The sequence below is a fragment of the Paraburkholderia dipogonis genome (assembly GCF_046027395.1).
Taxonomy (GTDB): Bacteria; Pseudomonadota; Gammaproteobacteria; order Burkholderiales; family Burkholderiaceae; genus Paraburkholderia; species Paraburkholderia dipogonis_A.
Genome location: NZ_JAQQEG010000025.1, coordinates 19,115 through 37,478 on the forward strand (window position 1 = coordinate 19,115; position 18,364 = coordinate 37,478).

The window sequence follows — 18,364 nt, forward strand, 5'->3', positions numbered from 1 at the left end:
TTCACACGCCAGCGGCAACGCTTGTTCAGGATCAGCCGAGGGCGGCTTTTGCCGTCTCTACCACGTGCTCGACGGTGAAGCCGAAATGCTTGAACAGCACGCCAGCCGGGGCCGATTCGCCGAACGTGTCGATGCCGACCACGCCGCCTTCCAGACCCACGTACTTGCGCCAGAAATCCGTGACGCCCGCTTCGATCGCGACGCGGCGCACGCCTTGCGGCAGCACGCGCTCACGGTACTCGGCGTCCTGCTTGTCGAACACGGTGGTCGACGGCATGGACACGACACGCGCCGCGATGCCTTCGCGCGCCAGCGGCTCGATCGCGTTCAGCGCCAGTTCGACTTCCGAACCGGTAGCGATCAGGATGATCTTGCGCGCGACGATTTCGTCGTTCCAGTCGCGCAACACGTAGCCGCCCTTCTCGATGTTGGCGATCTGCGCGTCCGTACGCTCGGAGAACGGCAGATTCTGACGGCTGAAGATCAGCGCCGACGGGCCGTGATGTTCGACGGCGTGAGTCCAGGCCACCGCAGTCTCAACGGTATCAGCCGGACGCCACACTTGCAGGTGCGGAATCAGACGCAGGCTGGCAACGTGTTCGATCGACTGGTGCGTCGGGCCGTCTTCGCCGAGACCAATCGAGTCATGCGTGAACACGAAGATCGACGGCGCTTTCATCAGCGCGGCGACGCGCAGCGCGTTGCGGCTGTAGTCCGAGAACGTCAGGAACGTGCCGCCGAAGGCCTTGAAGCCGCCATGCAGCGCCACGCCGTTGATCGCGGCACTCATGCCGAATTCGCGCACGCCGTAGTTGACGTAGTTGCCGGCGGCGTGGCCTTCCGCGTTCACGCGCACGGGCTTGGCGGCCTTCCAGTTAGTCAGGTTCGAGCCGGTCAGGTCGGCGGAGCCGCCGAGCAGTTCGGGCAGCACGGCCGACAAAGCCTCGATAGCCTGTTGCGATGCCTTGCGCGTCGCGACGGTTTCCGCGCGTTCGTTCGCGCCGGCGATGATCGCCTTGGCCTTGTCCTTCCAGTCGGTGGGCAATTGCTTCGCGTCGCGACGCTTGAATTCAGCGGCTTCCTGCGGATATTTGGCTGCGTACGCGGCGAACGCCTTGTCCCACTCGGATTCATTACGGGCGCCGACTTCCTTCGCGTCCCATGCTGCGTAGACTTCTTGCGGGATCACGAACGGTTCCCACTTCCAGCCGATCTTTTCGCGCGTGGCCGCGACTTCCTTGTCGCCGAGCGCCGCGCCGTGCGAATCGTGGCTGCCGGCCTTGTTCGGCGAGCCTTCGCCAATCACCGTCTTGCAGCAGATCAGCGTAGGCTTGTCGGATTGCTTGGCCTGCTTGATGGCTGCATCGACTGCGTCGACGTCGTGACCGACCACATTCGGAATCACGTTCCAGCCGTACGCTTCGAAGCGCTTCGGCGTGTCGTCGTGGAACCAGTGCACCACTTCGCCGTCGATCGAGATGCCGTTGTCGTCGTAGAACGCGATCAGCTTGTTCAGCTTCAGTACGCCAGCGAGCGAAGCGGCTTCGTGCGAAATGCCTTCCATCAGGCAGCCGTCGCCGACGAACACGTACGTGTGGTGGTCGACGATCTTCGCGTCAGGCTTGTTGAATTCGGTGGCGAGCAGCGACTCGGCGAGCGCCATGCCGACCGCATTCGCCAGACCCTGGCCGAGCGGGCCAGTAGTCGTCTCGACGCCCGGCGTGATGCCGTATTCCGGGTGGCCCGGCGTCTTCGAATGCATCTGGCGGAAGTTCTTCAGCTCGTCGATCGGCAGATCGTAGCCGGTGAGGTGCAGCAGCGAGTACAGCAGCATTGAACCGTGGCCGTTCGACAGCACGAAACGGTCGCGGTCGGCCCATTGCGGGTTCGTCGGGTTGTGACGCAGATGACGCGACCACAAAGCCACGCCGATTTCGGCCATGCCCATCGGCATGCCGGGGTGGCCGGAATTCGCTTTTTGAACGGCGTCCATGGACAACGCGCGGATTGCGTTGGCCATCAATGAGGTGTGTGCGGGAGACGGGGTCGTCATGTCGAGTCCGGAGACAGAGTCAGAAAGCGGTGCGCGCTTGAGGCCCGGATGCTCGAATGCCGGTTCACTTTGGCGCACGATGCGGCGCCAGGAGACGCGAAACGGGCAGAGCAAACGGACAAGGCTGAAAGCGTGACATTCTAACAGAACGTTGACCGCGCCCCGCTCCGAAAGCCGTCTGGCGGTGTGGCCCGACATGCCCGCCGAGCTTCGGCCTTTACAATTGCACAAACTCGACCTCCGGGCTCCCGACGGCGCCACGCGCGGGATCAACGGCCTGATGCATTACGACGCGGCCGCGCACGCCGGACTGTGCTCGGCATCCCGCTCAGTGCGCGATAAACTAAGTCAATTCTTAAAGCCAGCAAGCTAACGCGTGGGCAAAATGCACGGCTCCGTCGGATTGCGCTATCGGTATTTCGATACGCAGACTTCCGCCTGGACTCGCAGCATGTGCCCCGTCAACCTCACGATCCGGAGAATCCCATGACCGCCACCCGCCCAGCCGGTGTGCCCTGGTTGACCCCCTATCTGACGGTGCGCGACGCACGTGCCGCGTCTGCGTTCTTCTCGGCGGCATTCGGCTTCGAAGTGCGCGACAGTGTCCAGGACGACGGTGTCGTCATGCATGTCGAGATGACCTATCAAGGCCAGTTGATTGTGATGTTCGCTCCGGAAGGCGCGTTCGGCTCGGCGGCGAAAACACCCAAAAGCGCGGGCGCCATCGCACCGCAATCGTTCTATGTCTATGTCGACGATGTCGACGCGATTTACGCGCGGGCGCTGGCCGCCGGCGCCAAATCGCTGAGCGAGCCACAAGATCAGTTCTGGGGCGACCGCTTCGCCCAGGTCGAAGATCTGGACGGCTACCGCTGGGCGCTCGCTCGCCACCTTTCGTGAACCAATGAGTATTTTTCTGATGCCACGCTTTTTCGTCGATAAGCCTCTCCAGCCCGACGACATCATGCCGCTTCCCGATGACGTCGTTCGGCATGTCCTCGTGCTGCGCCTGCAGCCAGGCGATTCGATCGTCCTTTTCAACGGCAAAGGCGGCGAATACAGCGCCGAACTCGTCGAAGTCGAAAGGCGCTCGGCCACGGTAAAAATCCGCGAATTCCGCAATATCGAGGTCGAAGCGCCATATCGCCTCACGCTCGCGCAGGGCATTGCCGGCGGCGACAAGATGGACTGGCTGATCGAAAAAGCCGTCGAACTGGGCGCGTCCAGCTTCGTGCCGTTGACCACCACGCGCAGCGTCGTGCGTCTGAGCGGCGAACGCGCGCAGCGGCGGCATGCGCATTGGCAAGGCATCGTGCGGGCGTCGTGCGAGCAGTGCGGGCGCAATCGCCTGCCGGAAGTGATGCCGGTGCGCGAAATCGCCACCTGGCTCGGCACGATGCCCCGCACGCCCGAGGAAGGCGACTTGCGCATTCTGCTCTCGCCGCGCGCCAGCATCAGCTTTTCCGCCTTGCCCGCCGAGCCGCCGAAAGGACGCGTGACGGTGCTGGTGGGCCCGGAAGGCGGATTTTCCGCTACCGAAGAAGCCGCGGCGACCGATCACGGTTTCACTGCCGTCGGCCTCGGCCCGCGCGTGATGCGCACCGAAACTGCCGGCATCGCGGTGCTCTCGGCGCTGGCGGCCGGTTGGGGCGGGTGGTAAGCCGCTTGCGTGGCGGGCTGGCCGCTTCGATTTAGGGCGGCCAAGCCATATCGACTGCAACATCAAAGCAAAAGGCCCGCCGATTGGCGGGCCTTTCTTCTACTTAGCCTAAACAGGCAACGTTCAAGCAAATACTTAAGCGAACGAGTAGAACACCCGGAACGCGACCTTCCGCTCGGCCCAGAACTCCGCGGCTTCGCGGAACACGTCCAGCAGCGTTTCACGCCCTTCCTTGTCGAACTTCTGCGCGACGGGCAACTGCTCGAGCACGATCACGAAGCCTGGCTGCGCACCCGCCTTCTGAACCAGATCGGTCAGGCAGTCGTAGAGCGCGTCGTAATTCTTGCCGAAATGTTTCGGAAACAGGAACGATGTCGCGATGGTCTCTAGCACTTCCTGCTTGGACTGCGCATTGGCGCAATACGCATAGAGAAAATGCTGGCCAAGCTGGTTGGCCTCGTCGGCGAGATCCTGCACGCGGAACGCGCGGATCGACTGTACGATGTTCGGTCGTACGGTCTTGAAAAGACTCATGGGCTCCTCGTTCGATGAAACCACAGTGCCTGCTTCGCTCTGGTTCTCGCGGCCCTGATCGCCGGCTCGCATCTGCATGACGCGTTGGAACAAATTGCCGTCGCCGGCCGCGAAAAGATCCGTCGCGACTCCGGAGTCGTGCGCGTAGACGTTGTCGCTCATGCCGTTCATCCCGATGTCATTCAACAATACGATTAAAACTGGTGTAGTGGTCGTCCGAGTAGTAACAATTGTCGGTTCGCTTCAGCGGACCTCCGCAGACGATGCGACGCGCCCCGCGATTACGTGAGCGAGGCGTGGGAACGGTGTATTCGTGGTAATAACCGCGCCGATGGGCCGGCAGCAACCGTTCGCGATTGCCGAATACGATGCCGTCCTTCTCATACGGGTAAGGCCCGCCCGCGGCAATCAAGTTCAATGTATTGACCGCTTCACGTGGCAACTGCGTTAGCGCGATGGTGCCCTGCAACTGCGCGTCCGCATCGGCGGGTGCCGTGGAGTCGCGCGCAAACGCGCCAGGCACGGGGCCGGATAAAGCGCACAGCGTAACAGCACCGATCAGCACGCCTTTCATGCGTTGCCACTTGCGTGCCATGTATCAGGGTTCCCCGCTGTTAGATCACGAGTTTGACGACCATGAAAGTCGTAAGGGTATCGCTAATGGCCCTCGGAATCAACGTTCGCCGGGCGGGCGAAATCCTCGGATCAGGCGAGAAGAGGCTACCAGAGCGGCTTTGACGACTTTTGACAGAATATTTAGCTTAGTCAAGCTAAACTTAGCCTGACGGTGCGAACCGGGGTGAAGGGAGGCAAGCGGGAGCGACGGCAAGGCGCTTCGTATGTGTCTGCTGACACCTTGATTCCCCGTGGCAAGGGTCTTGAGCCCTTGAACGCTCTTGAAGGCGGAATCTTGTCTGACTTGTCGTTTTTTGGGTGACATTCCCCTGTGCACCCTCAGGCGTGCCCGTTGCGGGCGCGCCTTTTTTTGCATGGCGCGCGGTCTTCAAACCGGCGCCATGCTCGTCTGGACCGCGGATTAACGGGCCGCGATCACATCCGCCACCAGCAGCGCCGTCATGTTGACGATCCGGCGCACCGTCGCCGACGCCGTCAGCACGTGCACCGGCTTGGCCGCGCCCAGCAGCATCGGACCAATCGCGATGTTGTTGCCTGCAGCGGTCTTCAACAGGTTGTACGAAATGTTGGCCGCGTCGATGTTCGGCAGCACCAGCAGGTTCGCGTCGCCTTCGAGCGTCGAGTCGGGCATCACTTCGCGGCGCAGATTTGCGTCGAGCGCGACGTCGCCGTGCATTTCGCCGTCCACGTGCAGATCCGGTGCGCGTTCGCGCAGGATCGCCAGCGTGTCGCGCATCTTCTGCGCGGTCGGCGCGTTGCTGGTGCCGAAGTTCGAATGCGACAGCAGCGCGATCTTCGGCTCGATGCCGAAACGGCGCACTTCTTCAGCCGCCATGATCGTGATTTCGGCCAGTTGCTCCGGCGTCGGATCGACGTTGACGTGCGTATCCACCAGGAAAATCTGGCGGTTCGGCAGCACCAGCGCGTTCATCGCCGCATAGACTTTCGCGCCTTCCTTCTTGCCGATCACCTGATCGATGAAGTGCAGGTGGCGATGCGTGGTCGACACCGTGCCGCAGATCATGCCGTCCGCTTCGCCCTTTTCCACCAGCATCGCGCCGATCAGCGTGGTGCGGCGACGCATTTCGAGCTTCGCCATCTGCGCGCTGATGCCCTTGCGCGACATCATCTTGTGATATTCCTGCCAGAAGTCGCGGTAGCGCTCGTCGTGGTCGGTGTTCACGACCGTGTAGTCCTGACCTGCGACCAGACGCAGACCGTAGCGCGCAATGCGCTGCTCGATCACAGCCGGACGGCCGATCAGGATCGGTTTGGCCAGCTTTTCGTCGACGATGATCTGCATCGCGCGCAGTACGCGCTCCTCTTCGCCTTCCGCGAACACGATGCGCTTCTTCTCCGGCTCGACGCCACGCGCGAGCTGGAAGATCGGCTTCATGGTCGTGCCGCTGTGATACACGAACTGCTGCAGATGCTGTTCGTACGCTTCCATGTCCTCGATCGGACGCTCGGCGACGCCCGAATCCATCGCTGCCTTCGCCACGGCCGGCGCGACCTTGACGATCAGGCGCGGATCGAACGGCTTCGGAATCAGGTATTCCGGACCGAACGACAGGTCCTGAATGCCATACGCCGTCGCGACGATATCGCTCTGCTCCTGGCGCGCCAGTTCGGCGATCGCGTTGACCGCGGCGATTTCCATCTCCCGCGTGACCGTGGTCGCGCCCGCATCCAGCGCGCCGCGGAACAGGAACGGGAACACCAGCACGTTGTTCACCTGGTTCGGGTAGTCGGTGCGACCGGTGCACAGCACGGCGTCCGGACGCACTTCCAGCGCCAGCTCCGGCAGGATTTCCGGCGTCGGGTTGGCCAGCGCCAGAATCAGCGGCTTGTCCGCCATCTGCTTGACCATGTCCTGCTTGAGCACGCCGCCGGCCGAGAGGCCGAGGAAAACGTCCGCGCCGCCAATCGCTTCAGCGAGCGTGCGGGCGTCGGTCTCACGCGCAAAGCGCTCCTTGTCCGGGTCCATCAGTTCGACGCGGCCCTTGTAGACCACGCCGGCGAGATCGGTGACGGTGATGTTTTCGAGCGGCAGGCCGATGTCGACCAGCAGGTCCAGACAGGCCAGCGCCGCCGCGCCCGCGCCCGAGGACACCAGCTTGACCTCCTTGATGTCCTTGCCGACGACCTTCAGACCATTGGTGATGGCCGCCGCGACGACGATCGCGGTACCGTGCTGGTCATCGTGGAAGACCGGAATCTTCATGCGCTTGCGGCATTCGCGTTCGACGATGAAGCAGTCCGGCGCCTTGATGTCCTCGAGGTTGATGCCACCGAAGGTCGGCTCCAGCGCCGCGATCACATCGACCAGCTTGTGCGGATCGGACTCGTTCAGCTCGATATCGAACACGTCGATGCCGGCGAACTTCTTGAACAGGACGGCCTTGCCTTCCATGACCGGCTTCGAGGCGAGCGGCCCGATGTTGCCGAGACCCAGCACCGCGGTGCCGTTCGTGACGACGCCGACCAAGTTGCTGCGCGCGGTGAAGCGCGCGGCGTTCAACGGATTTTCAACGATTTCCTCGCACGCGAACGCGACGCCAGGCGAGTAGGCCAGCGCGAGGTCGCGCTGGTTGATCATCTGCTTGGTCGGGGCGATCGCGATCTTCCCCGGGGTGGGGAACTCGTGGTAATCGAGGGCGGCTTCGCGGAGTTTGCTATTGACGGGAGTCGACATAAGGCGGGCTTCGAAGGGCGGATTAGAATAGACGTTCGACGGCATTGTAGCCCCAATTGCCGGCCCAATTCGTTCAATACGGGTACAACTGCCGCGACTGAAACATAGCGAAAGGCTGACGTAACATGCTGCGGCCCGAGCGCAACTCGAAGCGGAGTTGCCGGCAATTCACCCATTTACCCTTTGGCCACTCGATACAAAGCGCGCCGTTAGCCACATTTCGCGACATTTAATTGGCCACCCTCGCGTCCACCCATCGCCACCATGCTCTCTGAGTTCTCTCTGATCGATCGTTTCTTTGCCCGCCGCGCTGCTGCACGGCCATCCGATGCCGCCGCCGGCTCGCTCGGCATCGGCGACGACTGCGCGTTGCTCGCGCCGCGCGCCGGCGAAATGCTGGCGATATCGACGGACATGCTGGTCGAAGGCCGCCACTTTTTCGCCGATGTCGATCCCGAGGCGCTGGGTCACAAGGCGCTCGCGGTGAATCTGTCGGACCTCGCCGCGATGGGTGCGCAGCCGCAGGCGTTCACATTGGCGTTCGCCTTGCCGAAGGCCGAAGAAGCCTGGCTTGCCGCGTTCAGCGAAGGGCTTTTCGCGCTGGCCGAACGCTACGGCTGCGAGCTGATCGGCGGCGATACGACCGGCGGCCCGCTGAATCTGTGCATCACGGTGTTCGGCAGCGTGCCACCGCGCGCTGCGCTGCGCCGCGACGCCGCGCAGCCGGGTGACGACGTCTGGATTTCCGGAACGCTCGGCGACGCGCGCGCCGGCCTTGGCGTACAACGCGGCGAATGGTCCGCTGACGTCAGCGACACTGCGACGTTTCGTCGCGCCCTCGAACGCCCGGAGCCGCGTGTCGCGCTCGGGCTCGTACTGCGCGGCATCGCCCACGCGGCGCTCGACCTCTCGGACGGCCTCGCGGGCGATCTGCTGCACATTCTGGAACGCTCGAACCTGCGAGCCACGGTCGACGTCGACGCCGTGCCCCGTTCCGCCGCGCTGCGCCGCCTCGCGCCCGAGATTCAGCGACGCTGCACGCTCGCCGGCGGCGACGACTACGAGCTGTGCTTCACCGCGCCCATCGCGGCGCGTGCCGCCGTCGAAAAGGCCGGCCACGAGGTGGGCATCCAGCTCACCCGCATCGGTACAATAAGCGCTCTCGAAACGGCGGCCGACCTCCCGTCGATCGGCTGGCGCGATGCCGCCGGCGCGCCGCTCACTCTGACGTTGCAAGGCTTCGACCACTTTCATGCAGACTGATCCCCCGCTCGGCCCGGCCGGCAAACTCATCAACGCCGAGCCGCCGCAGGCGCCGCGCGCGCCCGATCCGCGCCCGCCGGGCCGTCAGCCGCGCCGCGCCACTGCGCGCTTCATGCTGTCGCATCCGCTGCACATTCTGTCGCTGGGGTTCGGCAGCGGCCTGTCGCCAGTCGCGCCGGGCACGATCGGCACGCTATTCGCATGGGCGTCGTTCGCCGTGCTGAGCCGTTATCTGACCGTAATCGAGTGGGGCCTGCTGATCGTCGCAGGCTTCTTCGGCGGCATTGCGATTTGCGGGTTCACCGCGAAGAAGCTCGGCATCGACGATCCGTCGCCGGTCGTGTGGGACGAAATCATCGCGTTCTGGCTGGTGCTGCTGATGGTCACGCCGGTCACGCTGACCGGCCAGTTCTGGGCGTTCGTCGTGTTCCGCTTCTTCGACATGGTGAAACCGCCGCCCATCGGCTATTTCGATCGCCGTCTGAAAGGTGGCTTTGGCATCATGTTCGATGACCTGGTCGCCGCGTTTTTCACGCTGCTCGTGATCGCGCTCTGGCGCATGTCCGTTTGACTGCTGCCCGGCGGCCGCCGCGCCGCCGGGCATTCACCGCCAGCCCCCGTTTTCCGGATTGACGCCATGCCTACCGATTCCGTCGTTCACCAGCTTGCGATTCGCGTGAGCAACCGTCTGCGCGAAGAGCGCCTCATGCTCGTCACCGCCGAGTCCTGCACGGGCGGCATGGTGGCGACCGCGATCACCGACATTTCCGGCAGCAGCGGCTGGTTCGAGCGCGGCTTCGTCACGTATTCGAATCAGGCGAAGAGCGAAATGATCGGCGTGCCCGCCGAGTTGATCGACAAGCACGGCGCGGTCAGCGAGCAGGTGGCGCGCGCCATGGCCGAAGGCGCGCTGCGCAACAGCCGCGCGCAGGTCTCGCTGTCGATTACCGGCGTCGCCGGACCGGGCGGCGGCACCGAGACCAAACCGGTCGGCATGGTCTCGTTTGGCTGGAGCAACCGGCTGCATACGTCGGTGGAAACGAAGATCTTCAAGGGCGACCGCGAGAAGGTCCGCGTGCAGGCTGCCGCGCATGCATTGCGCGGAGTCCTCGCCTTGCTCGACGAACGCGAGCACTAACCTTTGTTCGAAGCGGAAAGCCGATGCCTGATTCGCACGCAGTCAAAGACGAACTGATCCGCCGCCTCAATTTCAAGCCGCATCCCGAAGGCGGATTTTTTAGCGAGACGTACCGCTCGGCAGAGCGCGTGATTCGCGACCAAGACGACAGCTCAGGGGAAACGCGCTCGGCGTCGACGGCGATCTATTACCTGCTATGCGACGGCGCGCATTCCGCATGGCATCGGATCAAATCCGACGAAGTCTGGCACTTCTATGCGGGCGAACCGTTGAACGTCCACGTGCTCGACGAGACGGGCGCATGGGTGACACATAAGCTCGGCAACGCGCTGACGCACCCGGATGCCGTGTTTCAGGCCGTGGTGCCGGCAGGTTTATGGTTCGCGGCGGAATGCGCCGATCCGGCGACCTTCGCGCTGGTGGGTTGCACGGTCGCACCGGGCTTTGAATTCAGCGAATTTGAACTCGCGGATGTCGGCACGTTGAAAGCGCGACACCCGCAGCATGCGGCGTTGATCGAGCGGCTAGGGCCGGCCTGAGCCCCATATGCTCATGAAGCTGTCTTCGAGAAAGACAGCCCGCGCAATTACCGGAACGCGTTGATCCGATCTCGCGTTTCCATCGCGGCCTTCGCGGCGGCTTCGGCGAAATCGTCGCCCTTGCCCGCGTAGATGATCGCCCGCGACGAGTTGATCAGCATGCCCGTGCCGTTCGCGGTGCGGCCGGCGTTGACCGTCGCCTGCACGTCGCCGCCTTGGGCGCCGATGCCCGGAATCAGCAGCGGCATGTCGCCGACGATCCCCCGCACCACTTCGATTTCCTTCGGGAACGTCGCGCCGACCACCAGACTCAGCTGGCCGCTCGCATTCCATTTCTCCGCCGCCAGTTTCGCGACGACCTGATACAGCGGACGGCCGCCCGTCTCCAGGAATTGCAGATCGGAGCCGCCCGGGTTCGACGTGCGGCACAGCACGATCACGCCTTTGCCTTCGTGTTCCAGATACGGCTGGATCGAGTCGAAACCCATGTACGGATTCACCGTCACGGCGTCCGCCTGATAGCGCTCGAACGCCTCGCGCGCGTATTGTTCGGCGGTGCTGCCGATGTCGCCGCGCTTCGCATCCAGAATCACCGGCAGGCCCGGATGGTTCGCATGAATGTGGGCGACGAGTTGCTCGAGCTGGTCTTCCGCGCGATGCGCCGCGAAGTAGGCAATCTGCGGTTTAAACGACGACGCATACGGCGCGGTCGCATCGACGATCGTGCGGCAGAACTCGAAGATCGCCTCGGGACGACCCGCGAGCGCGCCCGGGAATTTGCTCGGCTCGGGATCGAGGCCGACGCACAGCAGCGAGTTGGTGCGTTGCCAGGCGTCGTTGAGTGTCTGGATGAAGTTGGACATGGTGGGTCTCGCGGCGAGCTGGAAACGGAAGAGGCGCGTATTTTACCCGTCCTGCGCGGCAGGCCACGCCGGAAGCGTGCGCATCGGTGGTCCTGAGCGGGCCCCGGGCATGCACACGTCCGCCGTGTGGCGCCACCCTCGCCCGCTACTGCCGCCGCTTCGAGCCGCGCGCACCCGGCATCGAGCGCAAACCCGTGCGTTCGACGGTGAAGCGGAACGTGCGCGTCAGTCTCTCGCCACGTCCCAGTAAGGTCATGCCGTTTTCGCTCGCGCCGCCGGCCAGGTTCATCGCGTTGATCGGATGATCGACAGGTTCGAAGCAGAAAAAGTCTTCGCCGGGCGGCGTGTACAGCACGTAGTAATCGGTATCGGCGGCAATGTTCAGCGACAGGCGGCGCTTCGGCCACACCACCGCCGCCTGCCCGCTCCAGCCGGTAAAAGCATGATTGACGATGGTTTCCGGCAACGGATACGCCACGCCGAATTGCCATGCGGGCGGCGCCGGCACATGCCGCACCGGCAGCCAGTCGTCGCCAGAGAGCCACAAACCACCGGCCGCGGCCGACAACTCGGTGTCCGCGTCACGCACGAAGAAGGGATGCACGCCCAGCCCGAAAGGCAGCGCCTCGCGGCCGGCATTTTCGATGTCGAGCGTGACGACGAGCGTCGGGCCGTCCAGCGTATAGGTTTGCGTCGCGCGGTACGTGTACGGCTTGCCATCGCGGCGATCGAGCGTCAGACGGACGTTTTCGCGATCCGACTCGGCGACCTGCCAGGCCGATTGCCAACCGTCGCCGTGAATCGGCAAGGGTTCGTCGGCACGATTACGCGGCACGTCCACGCGCCGGCCCGCCACATTGAAATGCCCACCGCCGATGCGATTTGAATAGGGCAGCAGCGGATAACAGGACAACTGGTTCGGTTGCGTATCGGCCGCGACGTGGCGGCAACGGCGGAAAATCGGCGTGAGCGCGCCGTCGTTGCGCCAGTCGAAACGGGTGACGCCGCCGCCGAGCGTCGGTGCGACGTCGAGACGCAAATGCGCGTTGGCGAGCGTGATGCACGCGACATCGCCGGCGCTGGCTTCACCGACGGCCACCGCCGACGTGCTGGGACCGGCGAGCACAGGGTTGGCCGCCGCCGCGAGTCGCGAGCGTCGACTCTGTGAGGTCTGAGGGGAGGAGGAAACAAGATTCGCAACAGTCATATCTGGCTCCATCGAGAGGCTTGGGACGTTGCCGTCATTGCTGACGGATGCTGTTGGGCGATTTTCTTAAACCGGTCGCCTCTGGGTCCGAACTGCATGCTGCCGATTTGCTGCCACTGGGATTGCACCATCAACTTGCGATTCACTTTCAGATTCACTGCCCAACCACGCTTCATCGCTTCATTCTTCATTGCTGCCTCAAGAGCGAGGCAGCGTCATTCTGCGCTAAGCGGGCGCGCCTTGGAACACCGGCTCCGGCAAACCTTGCCGTCCGGGCGTGGCGACGAACACGCCACCCGCCTGCATATCGTCGGCGAGCGCCGCCGCATCGAGGTCGCAGCGTGCGCTCGTGATGTACAGCGTGCCGAGTTGCGAGCCGCCCAGCGCTACGCAACTGGGCTGCGCGGTCGGCACATCGACACGTTCCGTTTCCACGCCGTCCGGGCCGTAGCGCACCACCCGCCGGCCGCCCCATTGCGCATTCCACAGCCCGCCGTCGCGGTCGACGGTCGAGCCGTCGGGTTCACCGGTGGCGTCGGTCAACCGGGTGAACAGGCGGTCGTTAGCGATGCCGCCGTCCGCGCGATAGTCGCAGACGCGGATTTCGCGCGTGGGCGAATCGCAGTAGTACATCGTCGCGCCGTCGGGACTGAACGCGATGCTGTTCGAGATCGCCGGCGCGGGCAGCGGTAAACGCTCCAGCGACAGATCGTGATTGAGCCGGTAGAAGCCGCCGATCGGCTGCGGCGGCGCGCCTTCATCTTTGGTGCCGAACACGAAGCGCCCCTGACGGTCGCAGCGGCCGTCGTTCACGCGCGTGTTCAAGCCGGCTTCGACGTCGATGATGCGCCGCGTCTCGCCGGTGGCCAGCTCGAAAAAGGCGAGATGCGTGGCCAGACCGAGCAACAGGTAACGCGGATCCGCGCACAACGCGAAGGTGGCGAGGCGTTCGGGCAGGCGCCAGGACATGTTGCTTCCGTCCCTCGGGTCATAGCGCCACAGACGCGCGCCTTCGATATCCGTCCAGTAGAAACGGCCGGTTTGCTCGCACCATGTCGCGCCTTCGCCGAGCGTGCATTTCGTATCGAGCAGCAGCGCGGCCGTGCTGGATGAACCGCTCGCACTCACGCCCAGCCTCCGTCGACGATGATGTCCTGCGCGGTGATCATCCGGCTGTCGTCGGCGGCGAGGAAGAGCGCCATGCGGGCGAGGTCGGCCGGTTCCAGCTCGGCGTCGATGCACTGCCCTTCCTTGATCGAACGACGGCCCGCGTCATCGAGCCACAACCGCTTCTGCTTCTCGGTCATCACCCAGCCCGGCACCAGCGTATTGACGCGGATATTGAAGTGGCCGAGGTCGCGCGCCAGACCACGCGTCAAACCCTGCACCGCCGATTTCGACATCACATAGACCGGGTAGCCGCCGTTCTTCAGCATCCAGCTGATCGAACCGAGATTGACGATCGAGCCGCTATTGGCGGCTTTCATGTCCTCCATCACCGCTTGCGCAGCAAAGAACTGGTGACGGATATTCACCGCGATGCCCGCGTCGAACGACTCGCGCGTGACTTCGCCGATCGTGTGGCGTTTGTCGTTCGCGGCGTTGTTCACCAGCACCTGGATCGGGCCCAACGCGGCCTTCACGTCGGCGATCGCTTTTTGCAGCGCGTCGATGTCGGTCAGATCGCACGGCAGGAACAGCGGCTTGTGTTTCGAATCGCCGAGTTCATCGGCGAGCGCTTCGCCGGCAGTCGTATCGATATCGAAAAACGCAACGCGCGCGCCTTGCGCCGCGAAATGCTCGACGAACGATGCGCCGATACCGGTCGCGCCGCCCGTGATCAACACCGTGCGGTCGACTAGGCTCGGATAACGTGCGAAGGCGCTGTCCGCGAGACGGACGTTTGCATTGGCCGGAGACGACATCGTTCGATTCCTTTTAGAGCAAGTGGGTGAGTCGCGGGTTTAATCCCGTGAGCCGCGGTTCTTCAACTGGTCAAGCAGCACGGCGGCGAGCAGGATCGCGCCACGCACGAGGTACTGATAGAACGCGTCGATGTTCATCAGGTTCATCACGTTCTCGACCGTGCCCATGATCAGCACGCCGATCACGACGCCGGAAATCGTCGCGCGGCCGCCGAGCAGTGACACGCCGCCCAGCACGCACGCCGAGATCACGTTCAGCTCGAAGCCTTCCGCGGCATTCGGCTGACCCGATGTGATACGCGAGGCCAGAATCACACCGGCCAGCGCGGTCACCGCGCCCTGAATCAGGAAGATGTAGACGCGCGTGCGTTCCACATTGATGCCGGCCAGACGCGACGCTTCCGGATTGCCGCCAATGGCGAGCGTATTGCGGCCGTACACGGTCTGGTTGAGCATCACGCCGAACACGATGAAGCACAGCAGCGTGACCCAGATCGGCAGCGACACGCCGAAGAAGCTCAAACCGCCTAGCGCGATAAACGTATCCGACGACACGCCCACCGCCTGACCGTGCGAGACGATAAAGCCAAGACCGCGGACGATTTCCATCGTGGCGAGCGTCGTGATCAGCGCGTTGATGCGCAGATACGCGATCACCGCGCCGTTGACGAAACCGATCACGCCGCCCGCCGCCACCGCCGCGACGATCGCGATGAAAGTGTTACCGGTCGCGTTGAGCACCATCGCGCACAAGACGCCGGCAAAGGCGACCGTCGAACCGACCGACAAATCGAAGTCGCGCGAGGCGAGACAGAACATCATCGTGCACGCGACCATGCCGATCTGCGAGATCGACAGTGCGAGGCCGAGCATGTTCTCGATCGAGAAGAAGTGATCGACGGTCAGCGACATCGTGACGAACATCACGATGAAGATCACGATCAGGCTGTACTCGGTGATCTGCTGCCACCATTTCGCCTTGTCGTTGGACTGCGGAATCAGCGCATCGGCGGCGCTCTTGGCGGCCTGTTGCGCGAGGTTTTCTCTGGCTTGCATGTTGAAGACTCCTCCCGTTCCCCACGGGTTGCCGGACTTTCGTCCGAATGATGTTCAGGCCGCCTGCTGGGCAGCCGTTGCGGTTCCGGGCAGTGCGGTCGAGCTTTGCGGCAGCGCGAGGCTCAACACCGATTGTTCCGTTGCATCCTTGCGCGACAGCTCGCCGGAAATCCGGCCCTGGCGCATCACGACGATCCGGTCGGACACGCCGAGCACTTCCGGCAGCTCCGACGAGATCATCACGATCGCGCAGCCGCGTTCGGCAAGCTGATAGATCACGTTGTAGATTTCATGCTTCGCGCCGACGTCGATACCGCGGGTCGGCTCGTCGAGAATCACCACTCTCAGATCCGGCTCAGCCAACCAGCGCGACAGGATCGCTTTCTGCTGATTGCCGCCCGAGAGGAAACGAATCTTCTGGCGGCGGCTCGGCGTCTTGATCTTCAGCAGCTTGATGAAACGGTCCGCGGTTTCCGCTTCCTTCTTGCGGTCGAGGAACATCCCCGCGCGTAGATAATGGCGGCGGCAACTGATATTGATGTTCTCCGACACGGTCGCCATTGCGACGATGCCCTCTTCCTTGCGGTCTTCCGGGCACAGCACGATGCCGTGTCTGATCGCTTCGCCCGCGCTGCGCACCTTGATCGGCTTGCCGTCGAGCATCAACTCGCCGCCCTTCTTGTGATCGGCGCCGTACACCAGATGCATCAGTTCACTGCGGCCCGCGCCCACCAGGCCGAAGAAGCCGACGATCTCGCCGCGCCGCACTTCGAAGCTGGCCGGTTGCGCGAGCGCGTGGCCCTCGATCGCTTTCGCTGCGAAGCGCACTTCGCCGAGCGGCCGGGCCGAGTAGTTATAGATGTCCGAAATTTCCCGCCCCACCATCTCGCTGACGATGGTGTCGCGCGACACGCCTTCGAGCGTCGGATGCGAGGCGATCTTGCGGCCGTCGCGGAAGATCGTGCAGGCGTCGCACAACTCGTAAATCTCGTCCATTCGGTGCGAGATGTAGATCATCGCGCGGTTGTCGGCGCGCAGGTCACGCACCAGCTTGAACAGCACCTCGGTCTCGCGATGCGACAGCGAGCTGGTCGGCTCATCCAGTGCGATCACGCGCGCGTTGCGCAGCAGCGCCTTGCAGATTTCGACCATCTGGCGTTGCGCGATCGAGAGCTTGCGCAGCTTCGCGTTCGGGTCGAGCGCCACGCCCATCGCTTCGAGGCGTTCGCGCACGAAGCGTTTGGCTTCGCGCTTGTTGACCCAGCCGAGCGAGTTCGGCAACTGGCCGAGCAGCAGGTTTTCCGCGACCGTCAGATCGGGCACGTATTGCAGTTCCTGGTGAATCACCGCGATGCCCGCCGCGATCGACGACGCGGCGCTCGTAAAGCGCACTTCGTTGCCGTCGATCATCACGCGGCCCGAGTCGGGCTGATATTCACCGCCAAGAATCTTCAGCAAGGTCGATTTCCCTGCGCCGTTTTCGCCCATCAGGCCGTGCACCTGGCCGACGTTGACGTCGAAGGACACACCGTCGAGCGCGCGCACGCCTGGAAAGACTTTGCCGATATTGTCAAAACGTAGCGTCGCTGACACTTCGCCTCCTAATGCTTCGTGTGAACCGTCTGTCTCTACTGCTGATCTTTTATTGCTGCTGCCGACACATGCCCTCTTTCGCGAAAGAGAAACACGCGCCGGCAGTTCACTTCATGTCACCACGTGCTGAATCAAACCGCTTAATTTGCCGCGAGGCCCATCTTCTGGCGCACATCGGCGACGTTGTCACGCGTGGCCAGCATGCCGGTCGTCAGGGTCAGTGCCGGCGGTGCCTTGCCTTGCGTGATCCAGTCGTACATCAGCGTCGAGGTTTCTTCGCCGTGGCGCTTCGGGCTGATGATGACCGTGCCGTAGAAGCCCGTCGGCGACGGCTTCTTGAACTCGTTGAGCGCCGACTCCGAGCCGCCGATGCCGATACCGATCATGTTGTCCGCCTTGAAGCCGCGGCCTTCCGCAGCGCGCACGGCGCCGAGCACGGCTTCGTCGTTCAGGCCGTAAGCGACCCAGTGCTTGAAGTTCGGATTCTTCGTCAGCGCGATGTTAGCGGCGTTGAACGCGTTTTCCGTGTCGGTCTTCGCTTGCGGCGCGGCGATGATGTTCGCCTTCGGGAAGCCGGCGGCGATCAGCGCATCGGTTGCGCCGCTCGTGCGGTCATGCGCGGTCGGCAGTTGTTCGTAGGTCACGTCGATCGCGCCCACGTCCTTCATGTCCCAGCCGCGCTTCTTGATCTCCGCAGCCAGGCCGTCGCCGACCTGCTTGCCGATGTTGTATGCCGAGATGCCCATATGTGGCACCGATGCGATCGGCTTGCCCGCGCCGTCGACCAGACGATCGTCCACCGTCATCATCTTCAGGCCGTCGGCCTTCGCCTTCGCGACGATGCCCGGTCCGAGCTTGACGTCAGGCGTGCAGATCACGAAGCCTTGCGCCTTTTGCGCCGACAGGTTGTCGATTGCGCTCATCACCTTCTCGCCCGACGGCGCGCCGATCTTCACCAGCGTGAAGCCCTTTTCCTTGGCGGCGATTTCGGCGAACTTCCACTCGTCCTGGAACCACGGTTCTTCCGGCTGCTTCACGAGGAAGCCGATCTTCACCGGATCGGCAGCTTGCGCGACCGGTGCGTTGAAGAGCACACCCGCCGCCGCTGCTGCCAGCGTGAGGAAAATTCTACGTTTCATGATGCGTGTCTCCTGACTAATTGATAACGAGAAGGTATCGGCCGCGTCTTCTTGTACCGGGTG

18 protein-coding genes are annotated in these 18,364 nt (G+C 63.5%); 6 read left to right on the top strand and 12 right to left on the bottom strand.

Annotated features, from left to right (window positions below):
* Positions 1-31: 31 nt before the first annotated feature.
* Complete coding sequence (gene tkt / locus PQR32_RS24880) at positions 32-2,053, bottom strand: transketolase (RefSeq protein ID WP_408232967.1); 2,022 nt, start codon at positions 2,051-2,053, stop codon at positions 32-34.
* A gap of 486 nt (positions 2,054-2,539) precedes the next feature.
* Here tkt and PQR32_RS24885 point away from each other — a divergent pair, with 486 nt between their 5' ends.
* Positions 2,540-2,953, top strand: coding sequence for a VOC family protein (locus PQR32_RS24885; protein ID WP_408232970.1), 414 nt, complete (start codon positions 2,540-2,542; stop codon positions 2,951-2,953).
* Positions 2,954-2,972: 19 nt separating this feature from the next.
* Positions 2,973-3,713, top strand: coding sequence for a 16S rRNA (uracil(1498)-N(3))-methyltransferase (locus PQR32_RS24890; protein WP_408233212.1), 741 nt, complete (start codon positions 2,973-2,975; stop codon positions 3,711-3,713).
* Between the two features lie 135 nt (positions 3,714-3,848).
* On the opposite strand, the gene PQR32_RS24895 is transcribed toward PQR32_RS24890, so the two are convergent.
* From PQR32_RS24895 to PQR32_RS24905, 3 genes are all read right to left on the bottom strand, one after another.
* Positions 3,849-4,409, bottom strand: a complete 561-nt coding sequence (locus PQR32_RS24895; protein WP_132373051.1) for a barstar family protein — start codon at positions 4,407-4,409, stop codon at positions 3,849-3,851.
* Positions 4,410-4,425: 16 nt separating this feature from the next.
* Positions 4,426-4,842 (bottom strand): ribonuclease, encoded by a 417-nt coding sequence (locus PQR32_RS24900; protein WP_408216289.1) that lies wholly within the window; start codon positions 4,840-4,842, stop codon positions 4,426-4,428.
* Positions 4,843-5,283: 441 nt separating this feature from the next.
* Positions 5,284-7,623 carry an NADP-dependent malic enzyme gene (locus PQR32_RS24905; RefSeq protein WP_408232973.1) on the bottom strand — a complete coding sequence of 780 codons (2,340 nt, stop codon included), beginning with the start codon at positions 7,621-7,623 and terminating at the stop codon, positions 5,284-5,286.
* Positions 7,624-7,842: 219 nt separating this feature from the next.
* On the opposite strand from PQR32_RS24905, the gene thiL reads away from it, so the two are divergent.
* The 4 genes from thiL to PQR32_RS24925 all read left to right on the top strand — a co-directional run bounded on the left by thiL (position 7,843) and on the right by PQR32_RS24925 (position 10,518).
* A complete protein-coding gene (thiL, locus tag PQR32_RS24910) occupies positions 7,843-8,841 on the top strand; it encodes a thiamine-phosphate kinase (RefSeq protein WP_408232976.1) in 999 nt (332 codons plus the stop codon).
* On the top strand, positions 8,831-9,412 hold the full coding sequence (locus tag PQR32_RS24915; protein ID WP_408232979.1) for a phosphatidylglycerophosphatase A family protein: 582 nt from the start codon (positions 8,831-8,833) through the stop codon (positions 9,410-9,412). Before thiL ends, PQR32_RS24915 begins: the two co-directional genes overlap by 11 nt.
* 66 nt (positions 9,413-9,478) lie before the next feature.
* Positions 9,479-9,979 (top strand): CinA family protein, encoded by a 501-nt coding sequence (locus PQR32_RS24920; RefSeq protein ID WP_408232982.1) that lies wholly within the window; start codon positions 9,479-9,481, stop codon positions 9,977-9,979.
* Positions 9,980-10,002: 23 nt separating this feature from the next.
* Positions 10,003-10,518 (top strand): cupin domain-containing protein, encoded by a 516-nt coding sequence (locus PQR32_RS24925; RefSeq protein WP_408232985.1) that lies wholly within the window; start codon positions 10,003-10,005, stop codon positions 10,516-10,518.
* A gap of 47 nt (positions 10,519-10,565) precedes the next feature.
* On the opposite strand, the gene pyrF is transcribed toward PQR32_RS24925, so the two are convergent.
* The 8 genes from pyrF to PQR32_RS24965 form a co-directional block, all read right to left on the bottom strand.
* Positions 10,566-11,381, bottom strand: a complete 816-nt coding sequence (pyrF, locus tag PQR32_RS24930; protein ID WP_408232988.1) for an orotidine-5'-phosphate decarboxylase — start codon at positions 11,379-11,381, stop codon at positions 10,566-10,568.
* Positions 11,382-11,526: 145 nt separating this feature from the next.
* Positions 11,527-12,588 carry an aldose 1-epimerase gene (locus PQR32_RS24935; RefSeq protein WP_408232991.1) on the bottom strand — a complete coding sequence of 354 codons (1,062 nt, stop codon included), beginning with the start codon at positions 12,586-12,588 and terminating at the stop codon, positions 11,527-11,529.
* Positions 12,585-12,779 carry a hypothetical protein gene (locus PQR32_RS24940; RefSeq protein WP_408232994.1) on the bottom strand — a complete coding sequence of 65 codons (195 nt, stop codon included), beginning with the start codon at positions 12,777-12,779 and terminating at the stop codon, positions 12,585-12,587. Before PQR32_RS24940 ends, PQR32_RS24935 begins: the two co-directional genes overlap by 4 nt.
* Positions 12,780-12,813: 34 nt before the next feature.
* A complete protein-coding gene (locus PQR32_RS24945; RefSeq protein ID WP_408232996.1) occupies positions 12,814-13,716 on the bottom strand; it encodes an SMP-30/gluconolactonase/LRE family protein in 903 nt (300 codons plus the stop codon).
* Positions 13,713-14,513 carry an SDR family NAD(P)-dependent oxidoreductase gene (locus PQR32_RS24950; protein ID WP_408232999.1) on the bottom strand — a complete coding sequence of 267 codons (801 nt, stop codon included), beginning with the start codon at positions 14,511-14,513 and terminating at the stop codon, positions 13,713-13,715. The genes PQR32_RS24945 and PQR32_RS24950 overlap by 4 nt, the downstream gene beginning before the upstream one ends.
* Positions 14,514-14,552: 39 nt before the next feature.
* Positions 14,553-15,569, bottom strand: a complete 1,017-nt coding sequence (gene araH / locus PQR32_RS24955; RefSeq protein WP_408233002.1) for an L-arabinose ABC transporter permease AraH — start codon at positions 15,567-15,569, stop codon at positions 14,553-14,555.
* 54 nt (positions 15,570-15,623) lie between these two features.
* On the bottom strand, positions 15,624-17,162 hold the full coding sequence (gene araG / locus PQR32_RS24960) for an L-arabinose ABC transporter ATP-binding protein AraG (RefSeq protein WP_408233005.1): 1,539 nt from the start codon (positions 17,160-17,162) through the stop codon (positions 15,624-15,626).
* A gap of 140 nt (positions 17,163-17,302) precedes the next feature.
* Positions 17,303-18,301 (bottom strand): arabinose ABC transporter substrate-binding protein, encoded by a 999-nt coding sequence (locus tag PQR32_RS24965; RefSeq protein ID WP_408216319.1) that lies wholly within the window; start codon positions 18,299-18,301, stop codon positions 17,303-17,305.
* Between the last annotated feature and the right edge of the window lie 63 nt (positions 18,302-18,364).

Excerpts from the sequence above, each read along its gene's own strand:
- PQR32_RS24900 (WP_408216289.1), bottom strand. The coding sequence starts at position 4,842 with ATGGCACGCAAGTGGCAACGCATGAAAGGCGTGCTGATCGGTGCTGTT.
- PQR32_RS24920 (WP_408232982.1), top strand. The coding sequence starts at position 9,479 with ATGCCTACCGATTCCGTCGTTCACCAGCTTGCGATTCGCGTGAGCAAC.
- tkt (WP_408232967.1), bottom strand. The coding sequence starts at position 2,053 with ATGACGACCCCGTCTCCCGCACACACCTCATTGATGGCCAACGCAATC.
- PQR32_RS24935 (WP_408232991.1), bottom strand. The coding sequence starts at position 12,588 with ATGACTGTTGCGAATCTTGTTTCCTCCTCCCCTCAGACCTCACAGAGT.
- PQR32_RS24905 (WP_408232973.1), bottom strand. The coding sequence starts at position 7,623 with ATGCCGTCGAACGTCTATTCTAATCCGCCCTTCGAAGCCCGCCTTATG.
- PQR32_RS24965 (WP_408216319.1), bottom strand. The coding sequence starts at position 18,301 with ATGAAACGTAGAATTTTCCTCACGCTGGCAGCAGCGGCGGCGGGTGTG.
- PQR32_RS24890 (WP_408233212.1), top strand. The coding sequence starts at position 2,973 with ATGCCACGCTTTTTCGTCGATAAGCCTCTCCAGCCCGACGACATCATG.
- PQR32_RS24950 (WP_408232999.1), bottom strand. The coding sequence starts at position 14,513 with ATGTCGTCTCCGGCCAATGCAAACGTCCGTCTCGCGGACAGCGCCTTC.
- PQR32_RS24915 (WP_408232979.1), top strand. The coding sequence starts at position 8,831 with ATGCAGACTGATCCCCCGCTCGGCCCGGCCGGCAAACTCATCAACGCC.
- thiL (WP_408232976.1), top strand. The coding sequence starts at position 7,843 with ATGCTCTCTGAGTTCTCTCTGATCGATCGTTTCTTTGCCCGCCGCGCT.
- araH (WP_408233002.1), bottom strand. The coding sequence starts at position 15,569 with ATGCAAGCCAGAGAAAACCTCGCGCAACAGGCCGCCAAGAGCGCCGCC.
- pyrF (WP_408232988.1), bottom strand. The coding sequence starts at position 11,381 with ATGTCCAACTTCATCCAGACACTCAACGACGCCTGGCAACGCACCAAC.
- PQR32_RS24885 (WP_408232970.1), top strand. The coding sequence starts at position 2,540 with ATGACCGCCACCCGCCCAGCCGGTGTGCCCTGGTTGACCCCCTATCTG.
- PQR32_RS24940 (WP_408232994.1), bottom strand. The coding sequence starts at position 12,779 with ATGAAGAATGAAGCGATGAAGCGTGGTTGGGCAGTGAATCTGAAAGTG.
- PQR32_RS24895 (WP_132373051.1), bottom strand. The coding sequence starts at position 4,409 with ATGAGCGACAACGTCTACGCGCACGACTCCGGAGTCGCGACGGATCTT.
- PQR32_RS24925 (WP_408232985.1), top strand. The coding sequence starts at position 10,003 with ATGCCTGATTCGCACGCAGTCAAAGACGAACTGATCCGCCGCCTCAAT.